The 26,942-nt window shown below is 53.4% G+C and carries 33 protein-coding genes and 2 pseudogenes; 29 read left to right on the top strand and 6 right to left on the bottom strand.

The genetic code is table 11. The features are described 5' to 3' along the window. Positions 1-45 precede the first annotated feature (45 nt). The 19 genes from BUA65_RS11235 (at position 46) to trxA (ending at position 16,579) form a co-directional block, all read left to right on the top strand. Entirely contained in the window at positions 46-519 is a 474-nt protein-coding gene (locus BUA65_RS11235) for an RrF2 family transcriptional regulator (RefSeq protein WP_072869723.1), read from the top strand. Then, positions 509-1,735 carry a cysteine desulfurase NifS gene (gene nifS / locus BUA65_RS11230; protein ID WP_072869721.1) on the top strand — a complete coding sequence of 409 codons (1,227 nt, stop codon included), beginning with the start codon at positions 509-511 and terminating at the stop codon, positions 1,733-1,735. Before BUA65_RS11235 ends, nifS begins: the two co-directional genes overlap by 11 nt. A gap of 16 nt (positions 1,736-1,751) precedes the next feature. After that, positions 1,752-2,129 (top strand): Fe-S cluster assembly scaffold protein NifU, encoded by a 378-nt coding sequence (nifU, locus tag BUA65_RS11225; protein ID WP_013823100.1) that lies wholly within the window; start codon positions 1,752-1,754, stop codon positions 2,127-2,129. Positions 2,130-2,142: 13 nt separating this feature from the next. Next, positions 2,143-3,264, top strand: coding sequence for a tRNA 2-thiouridine(34) synthase MnmA (gene mnmA / locus BUA65_RS11220; protein ID WP_072869719.1), 1,122 nt, complete (start codon positions 2,143-2,145; stop codon positions 3,262-3,264). Between the two features lie 96 nt (positions 3,265-3,360). Further along, positions 3,361-3,534 (top strand): YrzR-like zinc ribbon domain, encoded by a 174-nt coding sequence (locus tag BUA65_RS18285; protein ID WP_013823098.1) that lies wholly within the window; start codon positions 3,361-3,363, stop codon positions 3,532-3,534. A 29-nt stretch (positions 3,535-3,563) separates the two neighbouring features. Beyond that, positions 3,564-3,752 carry a YtxH domain-containing protein gene (locus BUA65_RS11215; protein WP_072869761.1) on the top strand — a complete coding sequence of 63 codons (189 nt, stop codon included), beginning with the start codon at positions 3,564-3,566 and terminating at the stop codon, positions 3,750-3,752. Positions 3,753-3,930: 178 nt separating this feature from the next. After that, a complete protein-coding gene (gene alaS, locus BUA65_RS11210; protein ID WP_072869718.1) occupies positions 3,931-6,567 on the top strand; it encodes an alanine--tRNA ligase in 2,637 nt (878 codons plus the stop codon). A gap of 117 nt (positions 6,568-6,684) precedes the next feature. Continuing rightward, the gene (locus BUA65_RS11205) at positions 6,685-6,954 is read left to right on the top strand and encodes an IreB family regulatory phosphoprotein (protein ID WP_013823094.1); all 270 of its coding nucleotides are present in this window, start codon (positions 6,685-6,687) and stop codon (positions 6,952-6,954) included. A gap of 27 nt (positions 6,955-6,981) precedes the next feature. Next, positions 6,982-7,929 carry an aldo/keto reductase gene (locus tag BUA65_RS11200; protein ID WP_072869716.1) on the top strand — a complete coding sequence of 316 codons (948 nt, stop codon included), beginning with the start codon at positions 6,982-6,984 and terminating at the stop codon, positions 7,927-7,929. A gap of 40 nt (positions 7,930-7,969) precedes the next feature. Next, on the top strand, positions 7,970-8,413 hold the full coding sequence (ruvX, locus tag BUA65_RS11195) for a Holliday junction resolvase RuvX (RefSeq protein WP_072869715.1): 444 nt from the start codon (positions 7,970-7,972) through the stop codon (positions 8,411-8,413). Positions 8,414-8,561: 148 nt separating this feature from the next. Next, positions 8,562-8,858 (top strand): DUF1292 domain-containing protein, encoded by a 297-nt coding sequence (locus tag BUA65_RS11190; RefSeq protein ID WP_072869713.1) that lies wholly within the window; start codon positions 8,562-8,564, stop codon positions 8,856-8,858. Between the two features lie 196 nt (positions 8,859-9,054). Next, on the top strand, positions 9,055-10,623 hold the full coding sequence (locus BUA65_RS11185; RefSeq protein ID WP_072869711.1) for a VanW family protein: 1,569 nt from the start codon (positions 9,055-9,057) through the stop codon (positions 10,621-10,623). 80 nt (positions 10,624-10,703) lie between these two features. After that, on the top strand, positions 10,704-11,735 hold the full coding sequence (mltG, locus tag BUA65_RS11180) for an endolytic transglycosylase MltG (RefSeq protein WP_072869710.1): 1,032 nt from the start codon (positions 10,704-10,706) through the stop codon (positions 11,733-11,735). 31 nt (positions 11,736-11,766) lie between these two features. Next, a complete protein-coding gene (locus tag BUA65_RS11175; RefSeq protein ID WP_072869709.1) occupies positions 11,767-12,996 on the top strand; it encodes a peptidase U32 family protein in 1,230 nt (409 codons plus the stop codon). A gap of 47 nt (positions 12,997-13,043) precedes the next feature. Beyond that, positions 13,044-14,744 carry a peptidoglycan D,D-transpeptidase FtsI family protein gene (locus tag BUA65_RS11170; protein WP_207543890.1) on the top strand — a complete coding sequence of 567 codons (1,701 nt, stop codon included), beginning with the start codon at positions 13,044-13,046 and terminating at the stop codon, positions 14,742-14,744. Between the two features lie 92 nt (positions 14,745-14,836). Then, positions 14,837-15,604, top strand: a complete 768-nt coding sequence (locus BUA65_RS11165) for a helix-turn-helix domain-containing protein (RefSeq protein ID WP_072869707.1) — start codon at positions 14,837-14,839, stop codon at positions 15,602-15,604. Positions 15,605-15,786: 182 nt separating this feature from the next. Further along, on the top strand, positions 15,787-15,960 hold the full coding sequence (locus BUA65_RS11160; RefSeq protein WP_072869706.1) for a 4Fe-4S binding protein: 174 nt from the start codon (positions 15,787-15,789) through the stop codon (positions 15,958-15,960). A 37-nt stretch (positions 15,961-15,997) separates the two neighbouring features. Next, complete coding sequence (locus tag BUA65_RS11155; protein ID WP_072869705.1) at positions 15,998-16,195, top strand: FmdB family zinc ribbon protein; 198 nt, start codon at positions 15,998-16,000, stop codon at positions 16,193-16,195. Between the two features lie 66 nt (positions 16,196-16,261). Continuing rightward, positions 16,262-16,579, top strand: coding sequence for a thioredoxin (trxA, locus tag BUA65_RS11150; RefSeq protein WP_072869704.1), 318 nt, complete (start codon positions 16,262-16,264; stop codon positions 16,577-16,579). A 92-nt stretch (positions 16,580-16,671) separates the two neighbouring features. On the opposite strand, the gene BUA65_RS11145 is transcribed toward trxA, so the two are convergent. Further along, positions 16,672-16,908, bottom strand: coding sequence for a glutaredoxin family protein (locus BUA65_RS11145; RefSeq protein WP_084062318.1), 237 nt, complete (start codon positions 16,906-16,908; stop codon positions 16,672-16,674). 98 nt (positions 16,909-17,006) lie between these two features. On the opposite strand from BUA65_RS11145, the gene BUA65_RS11140 reads away from it, so the two are divergent. From BUA65_RS11140 to BUA65_RS11130, 3 genes are all read left to right on the top strand, one after another. Continuing rightward, positions 17,007-17,459: a ferritin-like domain-containing protein gene (locus BUA65_RS11140; RefSeq protein ID WP_072869702.1), complete on the top strand. Its 453-nt coding sequence runs from the start codon at positions 17,007-17,009 to the stop codon at positions 17,457-17,459. Between the two features lie 130 nt (positions 17,460-17,589). Next, entirely contained in the window at positions 17,590-18,285 is a 696-nt protein-coding gene (locus BUA65_RS11135; protein WP_072869701.1) for a DUF554 domain-containing protein, read from the top strand. A gap of 100 nt (positions 18,286-18,385) precedes the next feature. After that, positions 18,386-19,792 (top strand): phosphodiester glycosidase family protein, encoded by a 1,407-nt coding sequence (locus BUA65_RS11130; protein WP_072869759.1) that lies wholly within the window; start codon positions 18,386-18,388, stop codon positions 19,790-19,792. Positions 19,793-19,939: 147 nt separating this feature from the next. Here BUA65_RS11130 and BUA65_RS11125 read toward each other — a convergent pair whose 3' ends face one another. Continuing rightward, positions 19,940-20,395: a PIN domain-containing protein gene (locus BUA65_RS11125; RefSeq protein WP_165613243.1), complete on the bottom strand. Its 456-nt coding sequence runs from the start codon at positions 20,393-20,395 to the stop codon at positions 19,940-19,942. 348 nt (positions 20,396-20,743) lie between these two features. On the opposite strand from BUA65_RS11125, the gene BUA65_RS11120 reads away from it, so the two are divergent. Continuing rightward, positions 20,744-20,932: a hypothetical protein gene (locus BUA65_RS11120; protein ID WP_072869698.1), complete on the top strand. Its 189-nt coding sequence runs from the start codon at positions 20,744-20,746 to the stop codon at positions 20,930-20,932. A gap of 134 nt (positions 20,933-21,066) precedes the next feature. Here the strand turns inward: BUA65_RS11120 and BUA65_RS11115 are convergent. Beyond that, positions 21,067-21,519 (bottom strand): annotated as a pseudogene (locus tag BUA65_RS11115) (IS3 family transposase); the annotation flags it as partial. A gap of 20 nt (positions 21,520-21,539) precedes the next feature. On the opposite strand from BUA65_RS11115, the gene BUA65_RS11110 reads away from it, so the two are divergent. Continuing rightward, positions 21,540-22,847 (top strand): MFS transporter, encoded by a 1,308-nt coding sequence (locus BUA65_RS11110; RefSeq protein WP_242656315.1) that lies wholly within the window; start codon positions 21,540-21,542, stop codon positions 22,845-22,847. Here the strand turns inward: BUA65_RS11110 and BUA65_RS11105 are convergent. The 3 genes from BUA65_RS11105 to BUA65_RS11095 all read right to left on the bottom strand — a co-directional run bounded on the left by BUA65_RS11105 (position 22,738) and on the right by BUA65_RS11095 (position 23,857). Then, positions 22,738-22,986 carry a helix-turn-helix domain-containing protein gene (locus tag BUA65_RS11105; RefSeq protein ID WP_166348364.1) on the bottom strand — a complete coding sequence of 83 codons (249 nt, stop codon included), beginning with the start codon at positions 22,984-22,986 and terminating at the stop codon, positions 22,738-22,740. The two genes, BUA65_RS11110 and BUA65_RS11105, sit on opposite strands and share 110 nt — an antisense overlap. Before the next feature lie 90 nt (positions 22,987-23,076). Next, positions 23,077-23,367: a type II toxin-antitoxin system RelE/ParE family toxin gene (locus tag BUA65_RS11100; RefSeq protein ID WP_207543889.1), complete on the bottom strand. Its 291-nt coding sequence runs from the start codon at positions 23,365-23,367 to the stop codon at positions 23,077-23,079. A 139-nt stretch (positions 23,368-23,506) separates the two neighbouring features. Then, positions 23,507-23,857, bottom strand: a complete 351-nt coding sequence (locus tag BUA65_RS11095; RefSeq protein ID WP_242656314.1) for an RNA polymerase subunit sigma — start codon at positions 23,855-23,857, stop codon at positions 23,507-23,509. 191 nt (positions 23,858-24,048) lie between these two features. Between BUA65_RS11095 and BUA65_RS11090 the strand changes: the two genes are divergently transcribed. The 5 genes and pseudogenes from BUA65_RS11090 to BUA65_RS11070 all read left to right on the top strand — a co-directional run. Then, positions 24,049-24,792: a DUF6531 domain-containing protein gene (locus BUA65_RS11090; protein ID WP_072869695.1), complete on the top strand. Its 744-nt coding sequence runs from the start codon at positions 24,049-24,051 to the stop codon at positions 24,790-24,792. Continuing rightward, positions 24,789-25,307 (top strand): hypothetical protein, encoded by a 519-nt coding sequence (locus tag BUA65_RS19345; protein WP_072869693.1) that lies wholly within the window; start codon positions 24,789-24,791, stop codon positions 25,305-25,307. The genes BUA65_RS11090 and BUA65_RS19345 overlap by 4 nt, the downstream gene beginning before the upstream one ends. Before the next feature lie 211 nt (positions 25,308-25,518). Continuing rightward, entirely contained in the window at positions 25,519-26,034 is a 516-nt protein-coding gene (locus BUA65_RS11080; RefSeq protein ID WP_072869691.1) for a copper amine oxidase N-terminal domain-containing protein, read from the top strand. 20 nt (positions 26,035-26,054) lie between these two features. Then, on the top strand, positions 26,055-26,645 hold the full coding sequence (locus BUA65_RS11075) for a transglutaminase-like domain-containing protein (protein ID WP_072869690.1): 591 nt from the start codon (positions 26,055-26,057) through the stop codon (positions 26,643-26,645). A gap of 166 nt (positions 26,646-26,811) precedes the next feature. Further along, positions 26,812-26,942 (top strand): annotated as a pseudogene (locus BUA65_RS11070) (IS4 family transposase); the annotation flags it as partial.

Below are 26,942 nucleotides of genomic sequence, written 5' to 3'. Positions count from 1 at the left end.
TAGTATGAATTGAACATGGATTCATAACCCGGGGGAGGTGACGGTTTGCGCCTGTCCACCAGGGGCCATTACGGTCTCAAGGCCATGTTTGATCTGGCTCAACATTACGGGACGGAACCCATACCTTTAAAGAGTGTGGCCGAAAGACAAAACCTTTCCGAGCATTATCTGGAGCAGCTGATTGCCAGGTTACGCAAGGCCGGTTTGGTCAAAAGTGTCAGGGGAGCCCAGGGGGGGTATATCCTGGCCCGGGAACCGGGGAAGATTACGGTGGGTGAGATAATCCGGGCCCTGGAGGGACCTATTGCGCCCGTGGAATGCGTGAAGGAAGTGGATCCAAAAGAATGCGACCAGGCTGACTACTGCATTAGCCGTATGGTTTGGGCCCGGGTACGGGACAGTATCGCCGGGGTGCTGGACTCCATCAGCCTGGCCGATATGTGCCGCGAAGCCGCAAAAATCCATCAAACCAAGAGCTTTGACCACAATAGAGGAGGCTGGACGCTGTATGACCCGTAGAGTTTACTTCGACCATAGTGCCACCACTCCCGTACACCCGGAAGTGGTGGAGGAAATGTGCCGCTTTTTAAAAGATAATTTCGGCAATCCCACCAGCCTGCACCACTTTGGCCAGAAGGCCCGGAAGGCGGTGGAAGAAGCCAGGGAAAAGGTGGCCGCGGCCATTGGTGCCAATCCAGCCGAAATTGTTTTTACCAGCGGCGGTACGGAAGCCGATAACATGGCCATTCACGGAGTGGCCTATACCAACCGCAACCGGGGCAACCACATTATCACTTCCGCCGTGGAGCACCACGCCGTCCTCAATACCGTGAAAGCCCTGGGCAAGCAGGGATTTACCGTTACCATTTTGCCGGTGGACCAGTACGGCATGGTCAGCGTGGAAGACGTGGCCGCGGCCATTACCGACAAGACCATTTTAATTACCATTATGCACGCCAACAACGAAGTGGGTACCATCATGCCCATTGCCGAAATCGGTCGCCTGGCCAGGGAAAGGGGCATTTTGTTCCATACCGATGCGGTGCAGAGTTTTGGTAAAATTCCTGTCAATGTCGATGAATTAAACGTGGACCTGCTGACTATTTCGGGGCATAAGATTTATGGCCCCAAAGGCATTGGTGCCCTTTACATCCGTAAAGGTACCCGCTGGAGACAGACCCTCTTCCATGGCGGCGCCCAGGAACGGCTGCGCCGGGCGGGGACGGAGAATACTCCCGGAATTATCGGCCTGGGCAAGGCAGCGGAGCTGGCCATGGCCAATATGGAGCAGGAGGCGGCTTACCTCACCAGGTTGCGGGACAGGCTCATTCGTGAGGTGACGGAAAAAATAAGCCACGTGCGTCTTACGGGCCATCCCACCAAACGTCTCCCCAACCATGCCAGTTTCTGTTTTGAGTTTATTGAAGGCGAATCCATGCTTTTGAGCCTGGATCTGCAGGGCATTGCCGCTTCCAGCGGCTCGGCCTGCACTTCCGGTTCCCTGGAGCCGTCCCACGTTTTGCTGGCCATGGGGATCCCCCACGAAGTGGCCCACGGTTCCATCCGTCTAACCCTGGGCAGGGATAATACGGAAGAAGATATCGATTACTTCCTGGAGGTCATGCCGTCGATTGTGGAAAGGCTGCGGGCCATGTCTCCCCTGGATCAGGAGACGGAATTCGCCCTTTCCGACCGGTGTAACGGTTGCCGGGTCAGTCATACCTGTCGTGTTTAAGGGGGTCGCCAAAGCGATGTATTCAGAAAAGGTAATGGACCATTTTACCAATCCCCGCAATGTGGGAGAAATTCCCGATGCCGATGGCGTGGGCCAGGTGGGCAACCCGGTGTGCGGGGATATCATGAAAATCTATATTAAAGTAAAAGATAATATTATCGAGGATATTAAATTTAAAACTTTTGGTTGCGGGGCGGCCATTGCCACCAGCAGCATGGTAACCGAACTGGTCAAGGGGAAGACCCTGGAAGAGGCCATGCAGGTGAGCAACAAGCAGGTGGCCGAGGCTCTGGACGGGCTGCCTCCCCAGAAAATGCACTGTTCCAACCTGGCCGCTGATGCCCTGCATGCGGCCATCCAGGATTACCTCAGCAAAAAGAAAAAAGAAGCATAAACAGGTGAATTTGATGAAGCCAAGGGTTGTCGTGGCCATGAGCGGCGGCGTGGACAGTTCGGTCACCGCCGCCCTTTTGGTTGAAAGGGGCTATGAAGTAATCGGGGTGACCATGCAAATCTGGGATCCCAGCGTCACCGAGGTGGCCGGGGAACACGTGGGCTGTTGTTCCCTGGCTGCCGTTGAAGACGCCCGCCGGGTGGCCCACCGGCTGGGTATTCCCTATTACGTGCTTAATTTCCGCGAAATTTTTGAAGACAGGGTGGTAAGCTATTTTTGTGCGGAGTATCTCCGGGGGCGGACACCCAACCCCTGCATTGCCTGCAACCGCTATATTAAGTTTGAAAGCCTGCTGCAGAAGGCCCGCTCCCTGGGAGCCAGTTATGTGGCCACCGGCCATTATGCCCGGATAACTTACGATGAGGACCGGCGGCGTTATGTTTTGAAACGGGCGGCCGATGCCCGCAAGGACCAGACCTATGTCCTGTACAACATGACCCAGGAGCAACTGGCGCACACGCTGATGCCTTTAGGGGATTATACCAAAGAACAGGTGCGCCGCATGGCGGCGGAAAGGGACCTGCCGGTGGCGGAAAAGCCCGAAAGCCAGGAAATCTGTTTTATTCCCGATAACGATTACCATAACTTTTTAAGAGAACGGGCGGGGGCTCAAATTAAGCCGGGGCCTTTTCTCGATCTCCAGGGTAACGTTATCGGCCGGCACCGGGGTATACCCTTTTATACCATCGGCCAGCGCCGGGGATTGGGCATCGCCGCGGGGCAAAGGCTCTATGTGGTGGACATCGACCCCGGGCGGAACGCCGTCGTACTGGGGCCCGAAGAAGCCACCCTGGGGGATGAATTGGTGGCGGAAGACAATAATTTTATTTTAATTGAAAAGCTGACCACACCAATGGAAGTATCCGCCCAGATCCGCTACAATTCCCGCCCGGCACCGGCGGTCATCAGCCCCCTGGATGATGACCGGGTACTGGTTCGTATTGCCAAACCTCAGCGGGCCATCACCCCCGGCCAGTCGGTGGTCTACTACCAGGGGGACTACGTGGTTGGTGGAGGGATTATTGCCCGGAGGCGTTCTGGCCCACATAACGACCAAGATATTTCCAGTATTTAGGGTTTGTTGTGACAAATGGCGGACCGTGAAGCGTATTTTTTTCGCCCCGGCCGGGCATAATGCAGGTGTAAAGGATGATACAGGAGGCGAAGTTATTTGAATTGCCCGGTTTGTGGTGGCAAAGCTACCGGGAAGGTGGGCCAGGACCAGTATTACTGCTGGGATTGTTGCGTAGAATACCGCATCAATAAAGAAGGTGTGCAGATTTACGAACTGGCTGAAGATGGCAGTCTGGTAGCCTTTGATCCGCATAACGAATTCTTACTTTAATTAACGCCAGGGGGGTGAAGGTGGTGCGTATGAGCTTCTGGCGCGGTGTTATTGCCGGCAGTGTACTGGGAGCAGTGATCGGTGTTCTCATGGCCCCCCCACAAAGAAAACCGGAGCAGAGGAGTATTTTTCGCATCGTCCGGAGCGGCCATCCCAGGTCCAGGACACAAAGAATACTCCGGGGAATGACCAGCAGAGTCAGCGAGATGATCCGTTAAAGTGAGGAAATTCCTCACTTTTTCTCTTTTATGGCTTTATTTCTCAGGCTAAACCCAATTCAAAGCCTCTCCCTTGACACCGTACAGGCACTTTTTGTATAATTACTCCGAAATATGATGGGCTTTCCTTTTCACCGGCGAAGAGCGGTTTTTCTTTTTAAACGGGAGGTTAAGTACAGTGACCGGGAAGGAGATCAGGGAAAAATTTCTTAAATTTTTTGAAGCGAGGGGGCACCGCATTCTGCCCAGCGCTTCCTTGATTCCCACGAACGATCCCAGCCTTTTATGGACGGCTGCGGGAATGGTTCCCTTTAAACCTTATTTTACGGGTGCCGCCAAACCGGAGGTGCGCAGGGTAACCACCTGCCAGAAGTGCTTGCGCACGCCGGATATTGAGTCGGTTGGCCGTACGGCCCGGCATCACACCTTCTTTGAGATGCTGGGCAATTTCTCCTTTGGGGATTATTTTAAAGAAAAGGCCATTCCCTGGGCCTGGGAGTTTACCACCCGGGTTTTGGGACTGCCGGAGGAAAAGTTATGGATCTCCATTTACCTTGATGATGATGAGGCCTTTGACATCTGGCACCGGGAGGTGGGCGTCCCCGCCGAACGTATTGTGCGCATGGGCAAAGACACCAACTTCTGGGAAATCGGGGTTGGCCCCTGCGGTCCCTGTTCGGAGATCTACGTTGACCTGGGGGAAGAGCGGGGGTGCGGTTCCGCCGGCTGCGGGGTGGGCTGCGACTGTGACCGTTACCTGGAGATCTGGAATCTGGTGTTTATCCAGTTTTTCCGGGATGAGGCCGGGAATTATACACCGCTGGCCAGCAAGGGTATTGATACCGGTATGGGTTTGGAGCGGGTAGCTTCCGTGCTGCAGGGAGTGCCTAGCAATTTCGATACCGACCTGTTCCGGGAGATTATGGATTTTACTGCCGGCTTGGCGGGCGTAAAATACGGTGGCGACAGCAAAACCGATATGGCTTTAAAGGTTATTGCCGACCACTGCCGGGCGGTCACGTTTGCCATCTCCGACGGGGCCCTGCCCTCAAACGAGGGGCGGGGTTATGTGCTCCGGCGGCTTTTGCGCCGGGCGGTGCGTTTTGGACGGGTGCTGGGACTGCACGAACCTTTCCTTTACCAGGTGGCCGGGGCGGTGATCAAACAGATGGGCGGTGCCTATCCCGAGCTGCCGGCCAATCAAGGTCACGTGCTGAAGATAATCCGTAGTGAAGAGGAACGTTTCGGAGAAACCCTGGCCCAGGGTACGGAAATTTTGAACCGTCTGGTTCAGGAGGCCAGGGCTGCCGGCTCCACGGTCATCCGGGGAGAGGATGCCTTCCGCCTTTATGACACCTACGGTTTTCCCCTGGAGTTAACCCGGGAAATGGCTGCCGAGGAAGGGTTAACCGTGGATGAGGAAGCTTTTGCCCGGGCCATGGAGGAGCAGCGGGAAAGGGCCCGCCGCGCGCGCCAGGAAACGGAATACCTTTCCGAGAGGGACGCCTTTTATCAAGTACTGCGGGATAAGCTGGGGGAAACCCGTTTTGTGGGTTACGATACCCTGGAAGCCCGAGGTAAGGTTTTGGCCTTGCTTAAAGAAGGGCGTCCGGTGGACAAGGCGGTTGCCGGTGAAGAAGTAGAATTTATCCTGGATGTAACTCCCTGTTATGCCGAATCGGGCGGGCAGGTATCCGACCACGCCCGGGTCAGCGCCCCTGAACTGGAGGTTCAAGTCCTGGAGGTTTCCCGTCCTGTTGAAGGAATCATTGTGCACCGGGGGAAAGTCCAGAACGGGGTTTTGAAGGAGAATGACAGTGTACTGGTAGTGGTTGACGGTAAGCGCCGCCGCGACACTGCCCGCAATCACTCGGCGACCCACCTGCTCCATAAGGCCTTGAAAGAAGTCCTTGGCCCCCACGTGAACCAGGCCGGTTCTTTAGTGGAACCCGGCCGCCTGCGCTTTGACTTTACCCATTACGCTCCGGTGTCCCCGGAAGAGTTGCACCGCATAGAGGAAATGGTCAACCAGGCGGTGCTGGAAAATCTCCCGGTCCAGACCTTCATTACCTCCCTGGAAGAGGCGCAGGCCATGGGGGCGGTTGCCCTCTTTGGCGAGAAATACGGGGAACAGGTCCGGGTGGTTAAGATGGGGGACTTCAGCGTGGAACTTTGTGGCGGTACCCATGTGAGATCTACCGCTGAAATCGGGCTTTTTAAATTAATTAGCGAGGGCAGTGTGGGTGCCGGGCTGCGCCGGGTGGAGGCGGTGACCGGTGCCGGCGCGTTGCGTTATGTCCGGGCCCGGGAGGAGCAGCTGGCTCAGATCGCGTCCCTGGTCAAGGCGACTCCGGCAGAAGTGGTACACCGGGTGGAGTCGCTGGTGAAGGAAGTAAAAGAATTGGAACGGGAAAGTGAAGGGTTGCGTGCCCGGCTGGCCCGTTACGAGGTGCAGACGCTGCTGGAGCAGGTAAAAGACCTGGACGGCGCCAAGTTCCTGGCCGCTAAAACCAGCGCTCCCGACATGGACAGCCTGCGGGCTATGGTGGACCTGCTGCGGGAGCGGCTTGGTTCGGGGGTAATTCTCCTGGCCAGCCCGGTAGGGGAGAGGGTCAACCTGGTGGCGGCAGTGACAAAAGATCTGTTGCCCCGGGGGTTGCATGCCGGCAAGCTAGTTAAGGAAGTGGCCTCCATGCTTGGCGGCGGAGGCGGCGGAAGGCCGGATATGGCCCAGGCCGGAGGTAAGGATGCCTCCCGGCTCCAGGAGGCGCTGCAAAAAGCCTACACCGTGGCAGCAGGGCAGTTAAAGAACTAGGCGGGCTTTGACCCGCTTTTTTTGTCCTGGTAGTTTTTTGACAATAGAGGAAAAAGGGTTGGACCAACGAATATAGATCCCAGACGGGGTTATATTCTTAAAAGGAGGGCTTTGGCCGTGAGCAGGGAAACTTCCGAAAATACCGTTATGTTCAAGGTTGAAGCGGAGGAAGTAAACCAGGCGAAGGAAATACTTCTGTCTGTGTATGCTGCGCTCAAAGAAAAGGGGTACAATCCGATCAACCAGCTTGTAGGCTACTTGTTATCCGGGGACCCGGCTTATATTACCAGCCACAACAATGCCCGCAGCAAAATCAGGCGGCTGGAACGGGACGAGCTGCTGGAAGAGTTGGTGAGAAACTATTTAAAGGATGCAGAAGCTATTTAAAGGTTTTTCGAAAGAAGGAAACATCTATTGGAGTACCGGGTACTGGGTCAAACAGGGATAAAAGTGTCCCGCCTTTGCTTCGGCGCCCTTACCATTGGCCCATTGCAGGCCGCCCTCCCGGTGGATAAGGGGGCAGCGGTAATCCGCCGGGCACTGGAAGCGGGTGTGAATTTTATTGATACGGCCGAGTGTTACCAAACCTATCCATATATTTACGAAGCCACCAGGGGCTGGGCGGGGGAAGTGGTGATTGCCTCCAAATCCTATGCTTATAGCTGGCAGGGGATGCGGCAAAGCCTGGAAGGGGCCTTGAGGGCCCTTCGCCGGGATTATATAGATATTTTCCTCCTCCACGAACAGGAATCGGCTCTGACCATCCGGGGGCACTGGGAGGCGGTGGAATATCTCTTAAAGGCTAAAAAAGAAGGCCTGGTAAGGGCCACCGGTGTCTCCACCCACAGTGTGGAGGGGGTAAGGGCGGCGGCCCGCATAGCTGAATTTGATATCATACATCCCATAATCAATATAGCCGGCATTGGCATTCAGGGAGGAACCAGGGATGATATGCTGGCAGCCATTGCCGAGGCTGCCAGTTTCGGCAAGGGTATTTACGGCATGAAGGCTTTAGGAGGAGGGCATCTCATACCCAGGGCGCAGGAAGCATTGGCCTTTGTCCTTGGCATCCCCCAGCTGGCCAGTGTGGCCGTGGGAATGCGGACCATGGCGGAAGTTGACTTTAACGTGACGGTTTTCAACCGGTTACCCGTTCCATCCGGGCTTTGGGCCAGGGTGGGGCGTCAAAAACGCCGTTTACATATTGAGGATTGGTGCAGGGGCTGCGGGCGCTGTGTGGAAAGGTGCAGCGCGGGAGCGCTGTTCCTGGCCGGGGGGCGGGCGATGGTGAACCCTTTAAATTGCCGCTTATGTGGTTACTGCGGAACTGTTTGCCCCGATTTCTGTATCAAGGTCATTTAGGACTTATCCATTTGTTATAGGGAAAGTGGGGAATAGCTTTTTGCCTCCGCGGATATTGGGATTGGACGTAGGCGAAAAAACTATTGGGGTGGCGGTAAGCGATCCCCTGGGGTGGACCGCTCAAGGCGTAGGGGTTATTCGCCGGGACCGGCCGCAGGAGCAGGTAATGGGGCAGTTGAGAAAGCTGATTCAGGATTACCAGGTGGAGCGTATAGTAGTGGGCTTGCCCCGCAATATGAATGGTACCCTGGGCAGCCAGGGGCAAAAAGTGCTTGATTTTGCCCGGGAGATTGGTACGGAGCTGGGACTACCGGTGGAAACCTGGGACGAGCGCCTTAGCACCGTCAGTGCGGAAAGGGTCTTACTGGCTGCTGATGTCAGCAGGGCCAAACGCAAGAAAATAATTGATAAAATGGCCGCGGCAGTGATTCTGCAGAACTATTTAGATTCCCGGCATAAAAAGGCCGGAAATGGGGAAAATTAACTATAGCTTTTTTGATTCTCTGGTCTAAGAGCAGGGGAGCAATCGTTGGATTTTGGTCGGGGTAAAGGTTAGTAAGGTTACCGGTTTCTTGACAAAAGGTTCCTCTTGATATAGAATAGGCACAACTTGTTAAAAAGAGGTGAGTGATATGCCCGAACAAGAGCTGGAACTGGAAGAGGTAATCACACTGGTGGATGAAGACGGCCAGGAGCGGGATTTCGAAGTTATCGATATTATACATCTGGACGGCTCAAAGTACGCTATTTTACTTCCCCTTCAAGAAGTTGACACCGGGGCGGCTGATGATGATGATGGGGAGGCTATAATCCTCAAGTTTGAAACGGATGAGGATGGGAACGAAATCCTGGTCGATATTGAAGATGACGAGGAATGGGAAAAGGTGGCAGACTACTGGGAGGAAATGGTTGCTGGTGAGGATTCCTGATTGGGAGAGGATAGTTCACCACAGGTAGAGAAGAGCTGGGGACAGGGGCACCTGGATCATCCAGCTTTTTTATTTTCAACCTTTACTTATCGCCAGCAAGTTTCATACTGTCCCCCTTCACAGATAATTTATATATCATGAACTTGTGGGTGGAACTTTTTTGCCCTTTATGTCGTCTTAAGACAGGGGGGAGAAAATGAGGAGGACTTATCTTATCATCGCTGGCTTTATCATTGGTATTTTACTGGTAATTGGCGCCGCCGGTGCCAGCTCTGTTTATGGCCGTCAACAGGTTGTTCCCGGCGTCCGGGCTGCGGGTATGGACCTGTCTGGTATGGACAGGGAAGCGTGCCGGCGGGCCCTGGCTTCCCTGGAGGAAAAGTTAAATACCACCCCGGTTGTTTTTCATTACCGGGACCGTACCTGGAGCTTTTCCCCACCGGAAATTGGTTTGCGTCTGGACACGCAGGCCATGTTAACCGGGGCCCTGCAGGCCGGCCGGGATGCACAATGGTGGTGGCAGTGGTACAGGCAGTGGAAAATCAAGAAGGAAGGTTACGAGCTTCCTCTGATGGTGGTTCTCAGCCGGCAGAAATTCAATCAAAAACTCAACGCCCTGGCCGGAGAAATCGCCACTCCGCCCCGGGACGCCGCCTTTCGGGTTCTGCCCGATGATCGCATTGAAATTATCCCGGGCCGCGACGGGATGAAAGTGGATGAAGAACGGGCCTACCGGGATTTGCTCTCCGCTCTTTCCGCCGGTAAAAAACCGGAAATTCAACTTAACATGGTGTATGTGAAGCCCCAGACCACCACGGAAGAGGTCCAGGCTATGGGGCTTAAAGGTCTTCTGGCTTCTTATACCACCAGTTTTGATGCTTCCTATACAGACCGGGCTTATAATATCCGGGTGGCTGCGGCGGCCCTTGATGGGTTGCTCATCCCTCCGGGGCAGGAAGTTTCCTTTAATAAGGTAGTCGGACCCAGGAGTTCCGAAGCCGGATATAAAAACGCCAAAGTGATTGTCAACAACCAGCTGGTGGATGGCCTTGGGGGAGGAGTGTGCCAGGTAAGCAGTACACTGTACAATGCAGTCTTGCTGGCTAACCTGGAGGTGCTGGAGCGTACCAACCATTCTTTGCCCGTCCCCTATGTTCCCGTCGGCCGGGATGCTACGGTTGTTTACGGGGCCATTGATTTTCGCTTCCGCAACAATACTGAAAGCTATGTTTATATCCGTTCCGCCGTTAATGGCGAGCGGCTTACTTTCAAAATTTACGGAAATACAGATTACAAAGTGCCGGTGGAAATCCGCACCCGGATAACGGAGGTTCTGGAGCCAAAGGTTGTGCGGGAGCCCGACCCCAATCTGGAGCGGGGGGAGCAGGTGGTCAAGCAAAAGGGAGTCCGGGGTTACCGGGTAATAACCGAGCGTGTGGTGAGGGAAAACGGCCGGCTGTATACTGAACGGCTCCCGGGTAGTTTTTATAAGCCGGTGAACCAGGTGGTGGCTATAGGCACCAGGGAACCGAGTGCCGGACCGGTAGTTCCCCCGCCTTCATCCGGCCAGAAACCTCTGCCGGATAAAAAGCCACCGGCGGCAGGTGATTCCCCCGGAAAAACACCTGTGGGTGGGGAGGATGTCAAGCTCCCGGAAGAATCTCCGGAGCCAGCTGATGGTGAGGGTATGGCTCCACCGGAACAACAATCCCCGGAGGGTAATAATAGCGTGCCCGAAGTAGTCCCCCCGGCCGGTTCCCAGTAAAACCCGGCTTGTTTTCAGGGCCATTGTATCGACACGGGGATTGATATATAATGTGGTAATTAAAACAGGCAGGTAGCAAAATGAAGAGCTTGCAAAGTGTCTTCAAACAAAAGGAAAAAAAGCGGTTGCTGGCCGGAGGTATAGCTCTTTGGGGGCTTTTTGTATTCATATACATTTTGGGAATGCTATCCCCGGTGACCTCCGGCCAGGGTCAGTCCGTAAACATAACCATTCCCCGGTCTGCTTCCAGCAGTAATATCGGACGTATTCTTCATGAACAGGGACTGGTGCACAGTGCCTGGTTTTTTAACTTCTATACCCGGCTGAAAGGTGTTGACGGCAAGCTCAAGGCGGGCCGTTACACTTTCTCTACCGCCCAGTCCCTGCCGGAGATTGTTAACGAACTGGTTAAAGGACCCGATGAGGGGCGAGTTTTTACCATTCCCGAAGGATTTAACCTGAAACAAATAGCCGAACTTTTGGAAAGGGAGGGTCTGGTAACCCGCCGGGATTTCCTGGCTGCAGCCGCCGGGGACACGTTTGACTATCCCTTTTTGCAGGGGCTTCCAGCGGGGCCAAACCGGTTGGAGGGGTATCTATTCCCTGATACCTACCGGGTGGGAAGCAACACCAGCGCCCATGAAGTCATAAACCTCATGTTATCCCGTTTTGACTGGAAGTTAAAGGAAATGGATTATTACCGGAAGGTAAAGGCAGCCGGCTTAACCCTGCACCAGGCGGTGATCATTGCTTCCATGGTGGAGCGGGAGGCCCGGGTGGACCGGGAGCGCCCGTTAATAGCCGGAGTTATTTTTAACCGCTTAAAGAGGGACATGCCTTTACAGATCGATGCCACGGTACAGTATGCCCTGGGCACTCAAAGGGCAAAACTGTACTATAAGGACCTGGAGGTGGATTCCCCCTATAACACATACCTGTTCAAGGGTCTTCCTCCAGGCCCCATAGCCTGTCCGGGGGAAGCTTCCCTGCTGGCCGCCGTGCAACCAATCAAAACCAGTTACCTGTATTATGTGGCCAGACCCGACGGTACCCATGCTTTTGCCAGTACCCTGGACGAGCATAACACAAATAAGCGTAAATACATACGCTAAGATAAGGGCACTAAATGAAGGTGATTCTGGTATGGCTGTTCCGGAACTCCTGGCTCCGGCCGGGGATCTGGAAAAATTGCAGGCAGCCGTGATTTACGGCGCCGATGCCGTTTACCTGGGCGGGAAGCAGTTCGGCCTGCGGGAAAGGGCCGGGAACTTTACCCTGGAGGAAATGGCTGTGGGAGTGGAGTTTGCCCATGCCCGGGGGGTTAAGGTTTATGTTACGGTGAATATTTTTGCCCACAACCGGGATCTGGATGACCTGCCGCATTATTTAAAACAACTGGAACATATCGGTGTGGATGCCGTTATTGTCTCCGATCCCGGGGTGCTGGCCCTGGTCCGGGAAGTATCCCCCGGATTACCGGTGCACTTGAGCACCCAGGCCAATACCACCAACTGGATGGCCGCCCGTTTCTGGCAGGAGCAGGGAGTGTCCCGGATTGTCCTGGCCCGGGAGCTTACCCTGGAGGAGATCCGGGAAATTCGCCGGTACGTGACGGTGCCTTTGGAAGTATTCGTCCACGGAGCCATGTGTATATCTTATTCGGGACGCTGCCTGTTAAGCAACTACATGACCGGGCGGGATGCCAACCGGGGGGACTGTGCCCAGGCCTGCCGCTGGCGCTATGCGCTGGTGGAAGAGAAGCGGCCGGGGGAGTTCTTTCCCGTGGAGGAGGGTTCCCGGGGCACCTATATTTTAAGTTCCCGGGACCTCTGTCTTTTGGAATATATTCCCCAGCTGGTGGAGGCCGGAGTTGACAGTTTGAAAATCGAGGGCCGGGTCAAAAGCGTGCATTATGTGGCTACCGTGGTCAGTGTATACCGCCAGGCCCTGGATGCTTACCGGGCGGATCCGGCCCGCTTTCAGGTTCGGAAACGGTGGCTGGAAGAGTTGGGCAAGGTCAGCCACCGGGAATACACCACCGGTTTTTTCACCGGTACGACGGCAAAAGCGGCCCAGGGTGCGGTGGACTCCATTTACCGCCGGCCCTATACTTTTGTTGGCGTGGTACGGGATTATGACCCCGCCGGGGGATTGGCCCTGGTGGAACAGCGGAACCGTTTTGCCCGGGGTGAAGAGCTGGAGGTGCTGCTTCCCGGCGGGCAGACATTTTCCTTTGTATTGACCGGTTTATACAACGAAGAAATGACCCCCATTGATGCGGCACCCCATCCCCGGCAAAGGGTTTTTCTCTCCCCGCCCCGCCCCGTTCCGCCCTGGAGCCTTTTGCGCCGCCGGGAAGAGTATAATAATTAGTTCACCGGGCCATGCTATTGGATAAAAATGGTGCAGGATGTGGAAGTGTGCAGGGAAGGCGCCTGGTCATCCTTTTTCCCCTTTTCCTGTTTTGTTTCGCCTTTTTGCTTTTCCGCCTGGCCGTTATTCAGCTGGGCCGGGGGAGCGAGTATGCCTTTTTAGCCCTGGAGAGGGAGACCCAGACGGTACTTTTGGAAGAATATCCCCGGGGGGAAATCCTGGACCGGCGTTTACAACCCTTGACTGGCAGTTTTGATGCCAACCGGGTGGTGGTTTTTCCCAGCTTGGTCCGGGACAAGCAGGCGGTCATTACCTCCCTGGCCGGGATTTTGGGGTTGCCGGTGGAAAAAATAGCCCCGTATTTTGACGGGCAGCCCTGTTATTTACCCTTTTCCCTCACTCCCGGCCAGGTAAAGGCCATCCGGGAGCACCAATGGCCCGGTGTTTTAGTGTTGCCGGTCCACTTGCGCTACGGTCCCACACCCCTGGCCGCCGGGGTGGTCGGTTACCTGGGACGGGTGCAGTCAAAAGAGGTGGTGGACGCCTTAAGCGTTAAAAGCCGGAAGAGCTATAGTTTTAGCGACTGGATCGGCCAGGCCGGCCTGGAAAAGTACTATGAGAGTGAGCTGAAGGCCACCCGGCCCAAAAGTGCCGCCCGGCTCTTCGTTGATGCCGCCGGCAGGCCTATACCGGGACTGGGCCTTGCTGTTGATCTCCAGTCGGTGGATCCTGGACGGCAACACCTGGTTACCACCCTGGACGCCAGGATCCAGCGGGTGGTGGAGGAAATAATGGACCGGCGGATAAAAAAGGGGGCAGTGGTGGTTATGGAGCCCCATACCGGGGACATCCTGGCCCTGGCCAGCCGCCCCGTTTACGATCCCCGTCCCGGTAACCTGGCTAAATACCTGGCTCTAGGTGAAAAAGGGACCTTTACCGATCAGACCACCGCCCTGTTCACCCCGGGTTCGGTATTCAAGGTAGTGGTGGCCGCTGCCGCCCTGGCGGAAGGAATTGTTAAACCCGGCAGCCGGTTTAACTGTCGGGGGAGCATGGACCAGCCTGTACGCTGCTGGTATGACCCTGGCCACGGTGTCATTAGTTTTAGCCAGGCCTTTGCCGAATCCTGCAACCCGGTTTTTGCCCGGGTGGGATTGGAACTGGGGGCCGGGAGACTCATCGAATACGCCGGCCGTTTCGGGCTGGATAACCAGACAGTTACCGGTTATCCCGTACCGGCCGATGGGCGTCAGAACTGGCAGCTTGTTGCGGCACCCCACAACCTGGTTAATAGCAGTTTAGGTCAGGGACCGGTGCTGGCTACTCCGGTACAGATTACGGCCATGATGAATGCTATTGTTAACGACGGTGTGTATGTGCAGCCGCGGCTGGTCCGGGAGTTGCGCAACGATGCCAGCCGGGTGACCCGCTCTTTCCCCCCGGGGCCCGGTCACAGGGCCATTCCCGCCTCCACGGCCGCCCAGGTAAAAGAGATGTTGAAGCTGGTGACCACGGAAGGTGTTGGCCGCCAGGCTTATGTGCCCGGTTACGGCAGTGCCGGGAAAACCGGATCCGCCCAGGTGGACGGCCGGGGTAAGGTAAATGCCTGGTTTACCGGTTATGCCCCCCTTCAAGATCCCCGTTATGTAGTGACGGTTCTGGTGCAGGAAGGGATCAGCGGGGGAGAAACGGCCGCCCCGGTGTTCCGGGAGATCATGGAGAAAATTCTCACCCTGCCGCCGGACTAAGGACGGCTGCTTCACCATTCTTACCTCATACATTGACTGCTTAGTAAAGGTATAGTAGGATAATAGTATAATTTGATCTGGGAGTGTTGTGGATGATTATCAAGGGGGAAAAAATCCGTGCCCTGCGCGAAGAGCGCGGATATACATTGCAGGACCTGGCCCGGCGGGCGAACCTTTCCCTATCATATTTGAGCGAAATTGAGCGGGGGTCCAAACGGCCTTCTTTGAAAACCATTGAGAAGCTGGCCGCCGCCCTGAACGTACCCAGAGCACAGCTCATTGAGGGAGATGTTACGGATAGAGGCCTCTCTTTGGGCGATAAGATTCGCATCATGCGCAACGAAAAAAACCTTTCGCTTCAGGAACTGGCCGAGCGGGCGGGCATTTCCCTGTCTTACTTGAGTGAAATTGAACGCGGTACCGTTTATCCTGCTTTAAGCACCTTAAAGCGCATTGCCGAAGCACTGGAAGTGTCTCCTACTTCCATTATGGGGCAGGAGGGTTCTCTGGGGCACAAGCTCAAGGCCCTCCGGGAAGAGTACGGCCTTACCCAGGCCCAGCTGGCGAACCTGGCAGGGGTTACAGCCGGGCTGATTGGCCAGATCGAGCAGGGCAAAGTGCAGCCCTCTTTAAAGACGCTGGAAAAACTGTCCGAGGTAATGGGTGTTTCCCCGTGCTACTTTATTATGGAACCGGGTGCAGTGGATCAAATGCTCAGTTTAATGAACCCCGAGTTGCGCGAGTTGCTCATGCACCCCAACGTGCAGTCGGTGTTGAGCCTGGTCTGCAACCTTACCCAGAAGGAGTTACAGTTTGTCTTGAATTTCATTCAACTCTTCAAGCGCTCTGATCTATGCTGAGAAGGGAGTGGCTTTGCGTTAAAGCAGGTGCCGTTTCCTTTTATTTTCGCCTGCAACGGGAGAGCTTGACGATTTATTTGGAGTAATGGTAAACTATGGAGAACATGTCCAACTTAAATAAATTTATTGCAAGCGAAAATACTCTGTAGTATAATAGAAGAAAAAGGGGAGGCAGACTACCCATGCCTGCCTATGTAGTAAAGGATCTTTGTGCCGGCTGCGGAGCCTGTGCTTACGTTTGTCCCTATGAAGCTATAACCATTGCCGCCAAGCTAGCAACAGTTGACCCCGGGTTGTGCCGGGAATGTGAAGAATGTATTTTTGTCTGTCCCAACGGAGCCATCACGGCTGCCTGATTTGTGAAGCAATAACTTTTCAGGGAGGTGCATATAGATGCCGATATACGATTTTCAGTGCAACAACTGCGGCCACAAGTTTACCCTGCTGGTGGGGATTGATGATCGGGACAAGGTTTCCTGCCCCCAGTGCCAGAGCCGGGATATACGCCAGCTGATTACCGGCTGTGCCGTTCGCGTAAAGGGCGGCAGTTGCGGTGGCGGGCAAAGCAGTTCTGGTTCTGCCGGCGGGTGAGCTATTTAAAACTAAGGGCTGGTAGCCCTTCTTAATCTATTAACCAAGGATAGGAGTGAAAATTTTATGGCCCTGGAATTAAATGAAAGCAATTTTGACAGCGAAGTTTTACAATCCACCCAGCCGGTGCTGGTGGATTTCTGGGCGCCCTGGTGCGGTCCCTGCCGCAGCATGGCTCCCATTATTGATGAACTGGCCGCCGAATTTGCCGGCCGGGTAAAGGTGGCCAAGGTAAACGTGGATCAAAACCGGGCCCTGGCCGGCCGTTACGGTGTCATGAGCATTCCCACGTTGATTATGTTTAAAGCCGGACAGGTGGTGGGCCAGATGGTCGGCTATACTCCCAAGGGGGTCCTTGCTAAAAAGCTTGAAAGCCTGCTGTAGAACGGATTTTAAACTCAAAGCCGGAATGGCGGTGGCCTGTCCCGCGGGATGCCTGCCGCAGGATGGATGGTCACCGCCATTTTTCCCTGCATTTAATGCAACAACCTTTCCAGTTCACTCCGGTTAAATCCTACCACCACCCGTTCTCCCACGGTAATGGTGGGTACGGCAAGTCGTCCGGTTTTACGCACCATTTCACTCCGGGCCAGTTCGTCCTCGGCCACATTCTTTTCGGTAAATTTAACGCCTTTTTGGGAAAGGAACTCTTTCACCGTGCGACAGTGGGGTCAGGTGGGGGTGGTATACACCGTTACGGGCTCCGTAGTCACTTTACAATACCTCCCGGTGGATAGATTTTTCCCCTGCGGGTAATTCTATTTTTTGAGCCTGGGGTAAATAATATGCACCGGTGAAGGAGGAATGGCCGTTGGAACTAATCAATGAGGATCGACTGGGTGTGGCCAGAGGTACTGAAGTGGAAGAGGCGGTAGATAAGGAGTTCCGGGGTGAAACCTGGGAGGTGGGCATTTACCTGGCCATGGCCCGGCAGGCCCAGCGGGAGGGCTACCCCGAGGTGGCCGAAGTGCTGAAGTCCATAGCCATGGATGAGGCCTGGCACGCCGCCCATTTTGCTGAGTTAAACGGGAAGATTTCCGAAAGCACCAGGGAAAATCTGCTCAAAATGCTTAAAGGGGAGCAGGAAGCTAACCGGGGCAAGAAGGAAGTGGCCAAACGGGCCAAGGAGCTAAACCTGGACCCGGTGCACGATATTATGGACGAATCGTCCCGGGATGAGGCCAGGCACGCCCGGACTCTGGCCGGCCTGATAGACCGGTATTTTGCTGGTAATAAAGAAGGTATGGGGTGCTGCTGCAGTTAAGTTAGGTATTAGGAGGGGTTTCCTTAAAAGGAGCCGGCCCTATGCAATAGGGCCGGTTTTTTTCCATTCCAGCAGGAACCCTGTTCAAATATAGCGAACTTATTTTTCAACCGGAAAGGAGTTACTGTAGTTGGTTGGTACATTAATTAATGCGGCAGCTATTTGTGCAGGTGCGTTGCTCGGTACCTTACTTAAAAAAGGCATACCGCAGAGAGTGGGCGATACGGTTATACAGGGGCTCGGGCTGGCCGTTATCCTGATCGGTGCCCAGATGGCCCTGCAAACCAAAAACCCGCTTATTGTTATCGGCAGCCTTGCCCTGGGCGGTGTGGTGGGAGCCGGTTTGGACATTGAGGGCAGGCTGGAGTCCCTGGGGAAACGCATCGAGGCCAGATTTGGCCGCCCCGGGGAGAGCGGCATGGCTTATGCCTTTGTTACCGCCAGCCTGATTTTTTGCGTTGGTGCTATGGCCGTAATGGGTGCCATCGAGGACGGGCTGACCGGTAATCCCAGAACCCTGATCGCCAAGGCCATGCTGGATGGTATCGCCGCCGCAATTTTTGCCTCCACTATGGGCATCGGGGTGCTTTTTTCTGCTATTCCGGTGTTTCTCTACCAGGGTGCTATAACCCTTGCCGCCCGTGTTGCCGGTGCAGGCTTAAGCCCCTGGGTGGTGGCCGAGCTTACCGCTACCGGTGGCCTCCTCATTGTGGCTATTGGGTTTAATATGATCAAGTCTGCCCGGATTAAAGTGGGAAACCTTTTACCCGCCATTTTTATTGCGGCCATTATCACAGCCGTTATTGAAATGACGAGACAGTATTAAAATGAGGATTGACACAGACGGAATAGAGCAACCGGGGTTGGATTCCGGCTTCCTGGGAGGAAAATATATCCAGTCATGTATTGTTCAGGGGGATAAGGAAATGCGCAGATCGCCCGTAATGGCAACCCTGTTTGTGGTATTGGTTGCCCTGTTGATCCTGCCCGGCCTTACCGGTGCGGGCACGCTGTACAGGGGGATTAAAGTCCAGGATCGCGTCCTGGTGCCCCTCCGGGGTGTGCTGGAAGCCCTCGGTGCAGCGGTTGGGTGGGACGGTTCCGGAATCACGGTTCAAAAAGGGGACAGGGTTATTTCCCTGAAGGCGGGTTCGAGCCGCGCCAGGATAGCGGGGAAAGAAATTCTCCTGGACGTACCGCCCCGCGTGGTCGGCGGCATTACCTACGTACCCCTGCGCTTCGTTTCCGAGGCTTTCGGGGCAAAAGTTGACTGGGACGAAAAGACCGGTACGGCTACCGTCAGCCTGGACGGTAAGGTTGTTCTGGTGAAGGTGTCCAGCAGCGGGAGTGCTGGCATCAAACAGTACTCCCGCCAGGTCGGGAATATCAGGGCGACGGTGGTGGAGATCCCGCCCGGTGCTCCCGTCAGGGCCGTGGTTGCAATTGCTCACGACAGGATAGGCACGACGGAAGACCTGGCTTCGATGGCGAAGCGCTACGGTGCGGTGGCCGCCATCAACGGGACCTTTTTTGAAGCGTACGGCGGCATACCCGAACCGTGGGGCACCATTATCAGGGACGGGAAGGTCGTGCACGTGGGCAATGTCGGTTCCGTGGTGGGGATAACTTCCGATGGCCGGGTTAAGATGGACACGGTGCGCATAAAAGTGGAGGGCGGCACCGGGGGTTCTTACGAATGGCCGGACAACTGGTACGCCTACGGTTTCAACAGGACGCCGAGCCCGGGCGGCAGCGCGGCGTATATCTACACCCGCGAACGCGGCAGTTCCCTGGGATTTGCTTACGGTATCTCGGTGGTGGTTTCCGGCGGGAAAGTGGTCAGGGTGGTGGAAAACCAGGACGTGACGATCCCCGACGACGGTTTCGTGGTCAACCTCACCGGTTCGGAACAGTACCTGCGGGACCGTTTCGAACCAAGGAAGAGTGTCAGCTACCGGGTAGTTTTTGAGGACAAGGACGGCAACAGGCTGGACTGGTCGGACGTAGTGACTGCCGTGGGTGCCGGACCCAGGCTTTTGACCGGTGGCCGGGTCACCGTCGACCCGGCAGGTGAAGGATTCACCAGTGCCAAGATCTTAACGGGCGGAGGGGCGAGGAGCGCCATCGGCGTGAAACCCGACGGCAGCATTTTACTGGTGACGGTACCCGGCGCGACCATCAGGCAGCTTGCGTCGGTTATGAAAGAACTGGGCGCCGTGGACGCCATGAACCTCGACGGCGGGGCGTCATCGGGGCTTTACTACAAGGGCCGCTACCTCACCGCTCCCGGACGCAGGATAAGCAACGCCCTGTTGTTCGTCCCTGCTTCATAGGCAGGCAGCGGGTTTTGAAGGGCCGGGGATAACTCATGATGCCCGGAAATTCGTGCGAGCCAAAGATGCAGGCAGCGGGTTTTGAAGGGCCGGGGATAACCCGAACGGTTCTTAAAAAAACCGTATCTCAGCAGGATATGGTAAGTTTCAGGACATGGGATGTGCTATTTTCACCCAATCGAAAAAGTCTTTCGGTCTTCCTATCGGGATACCATAGATATTTTTTAACTTAAGCATATGCCGGATGTCGCTAGAAATGATGTACTCCGCTTTTCCGGCTATGGCCGCCCATAAGAATGGGTCGTCGTCCCTGTCCGGGGAGTGCGGCGGCCAGTCGCCCGGCATTTCCGGCACCTTGCTTTCCTTATGGAGAACCAGGTCGAGCAGGTAATTTACTTCCGAAGCGGAGACACCGGCCTTTTCAAAATAACGGTGAGCTAGCCGGTTAATTATTTCACAGGCTTCCGAACGTATGAAATCATTCCAAATGAGGATCAAATTTCCGGAAAGTACAAAACGAAGCAGGGGGGTGGCCATATAAAGAGAAGGAACAAGCACGTTCGTATCAACCACGATTGGAATTGCGATTTCTTTTGATTTCACGAAAGACTTCATGGACATCCTTCTCTAATTCTTCATGGGTAAAGCCGGCTGACTTCATTTTTCTCGTAATGATCCCTGATAGACGACGCGCTTCAATTAAACCCTTCGCGAAATTGCTCATCCTTCTTTTGGGTAGCATATTTCTTTTGGGCAGCATATATAATCACCTTCTTCCTGTGTTGTATTTATTGTACCAGGGGCTAGTTCATACAGTCAAATCGTTTGCAAGTGCCGGGGTGCCGGTGCTTTTTCTGTGGTAAAGATTAGAGGGAATTGGTAAAAATCGTCGAATAGTTTAGCGAAATAATCATTTGAAAAAAGAAGATATCTATTGGGGGATATCTGCTGATGTTGGAAAGGTGTATCGACGTGGAAGACTGTGAGCAGGTTCTCTCGGCGGAACTAGAAAATGTTACTTTTCTGGGTCAGGTAGAGTTGTCGGCGGAGGACATAGAAAAACTGGGTGTACTGATTAGGGATAAGATTAAACATGATATCGGGCAAGGTGGACCCCATTGTCAAGACAGTTTTATTTAAAATTTAAGAGTCAAACACGTGTTTTATAGACCTTGTAATAGGTAGAATGGTTAGGGTTATTAAACCATTGGCACTACCAAATCTGTTATAATATCCCTGGTTGTGGCCACCTCCTTTTGTATATTATGGCATGATTATGTGTAAACTTCTGCAGGTGTTTGGTAGCCAAGTGATTGATGAGGGCGACGATAGTTATAAAAGTCCAGGTAGTGGGCGATTCTTTGCCTGGCCTAGCGGGGACTGGCGTAGTCGAGCAGGTAAACTTCTTCGTATTTCAGACTGCGCCAGAGGCGCTCGACAAAGATGTTATCTGTAACTCTACCCTTACCGTCCATGCTGATTTGGACCCCTGCATTTTTTAAAAGCTCTATGTACTGCGGGCTGGTGAACTGGCTTCCCTGGTCGCTGTTCATGATTTCCGGCCGGGACCGGGCCAGGGCCAGTTTGACTGCTTCCAGGACAAAGGAAATCTCCAGCGAGAGATCCATCTCCCAACTGACCACATAACGGGAGTACCAATCCATGATTGCTACCAGGTACACCCAGCCCTTTTGCAGACGAATATAGGTAATATCGGTGGTGTATAAAAAAGGTGGTGTATAAAAATATGAGTGATCAGCAGTACGCCAACAGGTGGCGCATCCTGACCGCGGTCCTGCTCGGCTCCATCATGGGTCCCATCGATGCCAGTGTGGTCTATATAGCCACACCTGTCATTGCCCGGGATTTCGGTGCAGACCCGGCCACCATAGGCTGGGTGTCCATGGCCTATCTGCTGGTACTGGGCAGCTTGATACTCGCCTTTGGCCGGATGGGAGACATGTTCGGCTTCAAGCGGGTCTTTTTAGCCGGGCTTTTGACCTTCGTCCTCACCTCTGCCCTCTGCGGCCTTGCCCCCACCCTGGGCACCCTGATCCTGCTGCGGGCTTTGCAGGCCGGCGGAGCAGGCATGATGATGACCATGGCTCCCGCCATCATTATCGCCGTCTTCCCACCCCAGGAACGAGGCCGGGCTCTGGGCATGAACGGAATGGTCATAGCCCTCGGCCTGGCTATGGGGCCCAGCCTGGGAGGCCTGCTGGTGGATACCCTGGGATGGCGGGCCATCTTTTTTATTAACGTGCCCATCGGTATTGCCGCTTACCTGTGGTGCCGGCACCTTCTCCCCGAGTTCCGCAGCGAAAAGCGCCAGCGCTTTGACTGGCCGGGAGCGGTGCTGGCCTTCTGCGGCCTCGGCGCCCTGCTTCTGTCCGTCAGCCGTGGCGAGGCCTACAACTGGTCCTGGCCCATCCTGGTGCTCGGCCTTGCGGCTCTCTCTTTACTGAGCTGGTTTGTCGTGGTGGAGAAGCGCTCTCCCGAACCCATGCTGGACCTCAAGCTCTTCCACATCCGCGCCTTTGCGGCCGGCAACCTGGCCGCCCTTCTAAACTTCATGACCCAGTACGTCATTGTTTTCCTGACCCCTTTTCTCCTGCAGCAGGCGATGGGACTTTCCGCTGGCCGGGCAGGAGCAACCATGACCGCCTTTCCCCTGACGGTGTTGGTAGTAGCTCCCCTGGCCGGTGCGCTGTCGGATAAGAGCGGGCAGCGAGGACTGGCCTTCACGGGCTCGCTTATCTGTACCGTCTCTGCTCTACTCCTGGCTGGACTGGGGCAGCATTCCGGCACCGGCGACGTGGCCTGGCGTCTCGGCATCTTCGGGTTGGGCACGGGGCTATTCCAGTCTCCTAACAACAGCGCCGTAATGGGCTCCGTGCCCCGCTTCCGACTGGGCATTGCCGGGGGAGTGCTGGCCGCTACCCGGATCAGTTGTCGCATTTTAGCGACACTTCGATTTTCGCTTCCAGAGCTTTCGCGACTTTCTTTAAAAACCGAAGGGAGGGGTTATAAGTTCCGCTTTCTAGCCTGGCGATAGCCGACTGACAGGTGCCGACTCTACGGGCGAGTTCGGCCTGGGTCATTCCCTTTAATTTCCGCTGTTTAATGATGGCCCTGATAAGCTGGTATTCCGGTTCCAGTTCTTCGTAAGCTTGCCGGAAAGCCGGATCTTCCATCAGTTCATTTTTTAAATCGCTCCATTTCATTTGTTATCACCGATCCTTCTTTTGTAGTCTTTCATCCTTGCAATGGCGGTATTCAGCTCTTTAAGCGGCGTTTTCGGGGTCTTCTTGGAAAAGCCGTGCACCATAATCCAGGGTGTTACCCTCGATGAAAAACAGCAGTCGGAACGTCTGCCCGCCGAATGGCACGCGCAATTCCCAAAGACCGCCGTCCAGGTGCCTAACATAAGGCATCCCGATCTGCGGGCCGAATTCTTCCAGGAGGTCGATGGCCCGGGCAATTTTCGCCTGTTCTTTCGGCTGCAGCGACACAATAAAATCGGCTGCCGGTTTCCTGCCCGAAGCGCTTTTGTAAAATTCAACTTCCCAGCGCATGGAGCAACCTTCTCTGGTATAACGTATATGTTATAATTGTAAACCGCAAAATCTGTCTTGTCAATGAAATTCGGGGAGGCCTGCCAGATAAGCCAGGTAGAGCTGGTAACCCGTGATTAATTTGTACAGGGCTCTCTTTTCAATTCGGGACACATGACCTGGATATTCCTAGCTTCCGGGCGTCTTCCCGTTGAGTTGCACGGATGCCACTGCTTAAACCAAACCGCAGGGTCAGAACCTTTATTTCCTGGGGGCTTAGCGTAACAATTCTTTCCAGCAAATTTTTGAGTTCAAGCTGTGTTTCCACCATTTCGGAGAAAATTTCCGGTGGTGTACCCAGGGTTTCGATCAAGATGATTTCATTGCCTTCCTTATCCACGCCCACGGGATCGTACAAAGATACCTCCTGGCGTATTTTTTTGATCAGTGTTAAATGCATGATAATCTCATTTTCTATTACAAAGCCTAGCTGGACCTCCTGGTTGTCCATGACTTCCACGTTTTTTGTCTAAATATGTCGAAATATTTTAAATAATGTTGACAGGAAATTCAAATGTGTTAGAAAAAAATATATTGCTCGAAATGAAACTGTAACTACCAAACATATGTTTATCCTGGCTATTTGTACCATCCGATTTTCACTTGCGGATCAAGTCATCGTACCTGCCCCCTGAAGGAGGCGTGTCCCCAGGCCGCGGTTTTTATGGGTATCTGATCAAGACTGACGCCTTTGGCAATAAGCAGTGGGAAAAGACTTTTGGGGGGTGGTCAGATGATGGAGCCAATTGCATCCAGCGGACCCGCGACGGGAATTATATCATTGCTGGTTATTCAGGATCCTTTGGCGATGGTATGAAAGATTTTTACCTTGTCAAGATCGACGCCTCTGGCAAAAAGTTATGGGAAAAAGCCTTGGTACGAACAGGTAATAAAACCGATCAAGCTTCGTTTGTCCAGCAGACCAGGGACGGAGGATATATCGTTGTAGGCTATACAGAGACCTTAACCCAATCAGGTAATTCAGAACTTGATTTCAGTATCTACCTTGTAAAACTCAAACCCGAACTCTCTGTGATTTCTTTCCCCTTAACTGGTCAACCTGCAGCGGAGAAGCTGGGGAAATACGAAAAAGGCGGCACCCTCATCGCAGAGCCGGTGGACGCTGCTACAGGGGCGCATGTGATTGAGCGAAACGTACTGACAATCAACGGAGCACAGCCAGTTTCTTTTAACTTAAACTATAATTCCCTGCTGCTGAAAGAAGGCCCCTTAGGCAAAGGCTGGAGCCATAACTATGAGACCCGGCTGGTTAAAAATCAGGACGGCTCCTATACTCTAACCCGCAAAGACCAAAAGGAATACCGGTTTGACTCGGCAGGAAGGTTAATCAGCCTGAGCAACGGCCGCGGCAAATCGGTTATTTGAGCTATGACGCTTTAGGGCGCCTCAGCGCGGTTACGGAAAACCCCGACGGCTCCTACCTCACCTATCACTATGACCGGCGGGGGAGTACGGTAGTTCTTACGGATGAAGGCGGCCGGGTGACCGACAGGTTCCAGTACGGTCCTTACGGGGAGCTTGTTTACAGGTCGGGGACAAATGCAACTCCGTTTTTGTACAACGGCCGGGACGGGGTGATGACCGACAATAACGGCCTGTACTACATGCGGGCAAGGTCCGGCCTGGGCTGCGGACAGCATTTCGCGGGCTGTGGCGAAGGGCGTCATCAAAGGCTACGAAGACCACACCTTCAGGCCTGCAAAACCAGCAACCCGGCCCGAGACAGCGGCCGTGGTTTTGCGGTTGCTCAATGCTCTGGGCATTTAGAGAATCGGGGGAACGCGAGGGGGATTAATCTTGTCAATTCATTGGGCAGATACACGGACCCCTTCGCCCAGGAATTTTGGACGAGTTGTAGCGCCGCCGTAAGGCGCAGGTAGGCTAGGGGCTGCGCGTCATATCCAAGTTCCTGAGGGAGGCTCCTGAATGATGGTGACGGGCAATCCTCTTAAGGGCCAGAGCCGGCCCGAAGTGAGCCGCGGTGCGTATCTTACGCGGAAGCCAGGGAGTAAACGGGACAACGCCGTGCTTTAATCGAGTTGACTGAACATTTACACATTTGAATATTTTAAACGTTTGGAGGAATGCAAAATGAAAAGAGCAGTAATGTTTATTTCCTTTTTGGTTTTACTTTTTCTATTTCCGATGGTCAGCCCGGCTTTTAGCTCACCCACGGTTATAGTTGACGGGCGGGCTTTAAGCTTTGATGTGTCACCAGTTATCGAAAACAGCAGGACATTAGTTCCAATAAGAGCAATATTTGAAGCGTTGGGCGCTGATGTTAGTTGGGATGATATTACGCAATCAATTACAGTAACCAAAGGAACAACAAAGATAAAACTGACTATTGATCAAGTTACTGCATATAAGAATGACTTACCAGTAATATTAGATGTTCCTGTTAGGATAATAAATAATAGAACATTCGTTCCTTTAAGATTTGTATCTGAAGCACTAGAGAGTAAGGTTAATTGGGATGTTGCATCTCAAACAATTACTATTATTTCTATGGCTAATCCATCTGAAGGAAAACAGCAAAAAGGTTGCATTGGAGCCATAGACTATAGTAACCCAAACAAATATACTGTTAACGGAAAACAAAGTTAAAAATTAGAACAAAAACCCTATTGGATATTAAAACTATTTTAAATTGGAAAAACAAAAACTTTCATACTGTACCTGCAGGGGGAAAATATGTAGGGAAAATTACGGTTAATGAAATTATTCAGAAAAAACAGCTTAGTGGATGCCACGATCACGCATTGCTAGTTGGAAGTATACTAAGAAAATATGGATTCCCTGTTGTAATGGTTGATGCAACTGGTATTCAGTTTTCACTTGATTATCCAAAAAAAACTAAATCTTTTAGTGGGCACGTGTTTCTAGAAGTCTATATAGACGATAAATGGATATTATTAGATCCAACAAGTGGAAAATATATAACAAATTATAATCCATTCAACCCCATAATTCCTATAAAATTAGGACAAGAGTATAAAGGATACTATGTAATGTTAAAAGGGCTCGATCCTGATGATTATGGGATAAATAATATCCAACAATTAATTAATAAACAAATAGAATATTCCAACATTATAAAGAATAGTATTGATTCTGTTTCGTATCCAAATCATTATGCAATATCCAATTTGTGTGACCTGCAAAACTCCATTTGTGTTCGGTTAAGCCCTGGATATACCAATAACAGCCAGAGATAGGGCTTTGTCCCTGGAAAATAAATAGCGGGAATTGTTCTTTGAAAAGAAGGAGTATGCCCCTCCCTTTGTGGAATTCTCCTCCAAATAATGTTCGCGAGGAGGTTCTACATTGGCTCTAATTCCCGGAAAAATTAATCCGCGCGAAATAGAAAAAGTTTTGAACAAGATGTTTTCTCCGGAGTGGCTAAGGGAAACAGCGGCTAAAGTCGGATACGTCCAGCGCAACCGGAAAATCGACCCGGTCACCTTTTTCTGGGTACTGGTGCTCGGCTTTGGAGTTGGACTGCAGCGCACCAT

This window comes from Desulfofundulus thermosubterraneus DSM 16057, assembly GCF_900142025.1.
Taxonomy (GTDB): Bacteria; Bacillota; Desulfotomaculia; order Desulfotomaculales; family Desulfovirgulaceae; genus Desulfofundulus; species Desulfofundulus thermosubterraneus.
The sequence above is the reverse complement of the archived record's forward strand: the minus strand, read 5'-3'. Positions and strand labels throughout refer to the sequence as shown.

Excerpts from the sequence above, each read along its gene's own strand:
- nifS (WP_072869721.1), top strand. The coding sequence starts at position 509 with ATGACCCGTAGAGTTTACTTCGACCATAGTGCCACCACTCCCGTACAC.
- nifU (WP_013823100.1), top strand. The coding sequence starts at position 1,752 with ATGTATTCAGAAAAGGTAATGGACCATTTTACCAATCCCCGCAATGTG.
- mnmA (WP_072869719.1), top strand. The coding sequence starts at position 2,143 with ATGAAGCCAAGGGTTGTCGTGGCCATGAGCGGCGGCGTGGACAGTTCG.
- BUA65_RS11215 (WP_072869761.1), top strand. The coding sequence starts at position 3,564 with ATGAGCTTCTGGCGCGGTGTTATTGCCGGCAGTGTACTGGGAGCAGTG.
- BUA65_RS11190 (WP_072869713.1), top strand. The coding sequence starts at position 8,562 with ATGCCCGAACAAGAGCTGGAACTGGAAGAGGTAATCACACTGGTGGAT.
- BUA65_RS11185 (WP_072869711.1), top strand. The coding sequence starts at position 9,055 with ATGAGGAGGACTTATCTTATCATCGCTGGCTTTATCATTGGTATTTTA.
- mltG (WP_072869710.1), top strand. The coding sequence starts at position 10,704 with ATGAAGAGCTTGCAAAGTGTCTTCAAACAAAAGGAAAAAAAGCGGTTG.
- BUA65_RS11175 (WP_072869709.1), top strand. The coding sequence starts at position 11,767 with ATGGCTGTTCCGGAACTCCTGGCTCCGGCCGGGGATCTGGAAAAATTG.
- BUA65_RS11165 (WP_072869707.1), top strand. The coding sequence starts at position 14,837 with ATGATTATCAAGGGGGAAAAAATCCGTGCCCTGCGCGAAGAGCGCGGA.
- BUA65_RS11160 (WP_072869706.1), top strand. The coding sequence starts at position 15,787 with ATGCCTGCCTATGTAGTAAAGGATCTTTGTGCCGGCTGCGGAGCCTGT.
- BUA65_RS11155 (WP_072869705.1), top strand. The coding sequence starts at position 15,998 with ATGCCGATATACGATTTTCAGTGCAACAACTGCGGCCACAAGTTTACC.
- trxA (WP_072869704.1), top strand. The coding sequence starts at position 16,262 with ATGGCCCTGGAATTAAATGAAAGCAATTTTGACAGCGAAGTTTTACAA.
- BUA65_RS11130 (WP_072869759.1), top strand. The coding sequence starts at position 18,386 with ATGCGCAGATCGCCCGTAATGGCAACCCTGTTTGTGGTATTGGTTGCC.
- BUA65_RS11120 (WP_072869698.1), top strand. The coding sequence starts at position 20,744 with ATGTTGGAAAGGTGTATCGACGTGGAAGACTGTGAGCAGGTTCTCTCG.
- BUA65_RS11110 (WP_242656315.1), top strand. The coding sequence starts at position 21,540 with ATGAGTGATCAGCAGTACGCCAACAGGTGGCGCATCCTGACCGCGGTC.
- BUA65_RS11105 (WP_166348364.1), bottom strand. The coding sequence starts at position 22,986 with ATGGAAGATCCGGCTTTCCGGCAAGCTTACGAAGAACTGGAACCGGAA.
- BUA65_RS11100 (WP_207543889.1), bottom strand. The coding sequence starts at position 23,367 with ATGCGCTGGGAAGTTGAATTTTACAAAAGCGCTTCGGGCAGGAAACCG.
- BUA65_RS11095 (WP_242656314.1), bottom strand. The coding sequence starts at position 23,857 with ATGGACAACCAGGAGGTCCAGCTAGGCTTTGTAATAGAAAATGAGATT.
- BUA65_RS11080 (WP_072869691.1), top strand. The coding sequence starts at position 25,519 with ATGAAAAGAGCAGTAATGTTTATTTCCTTTTTGGTTTTACTTTTTCTA.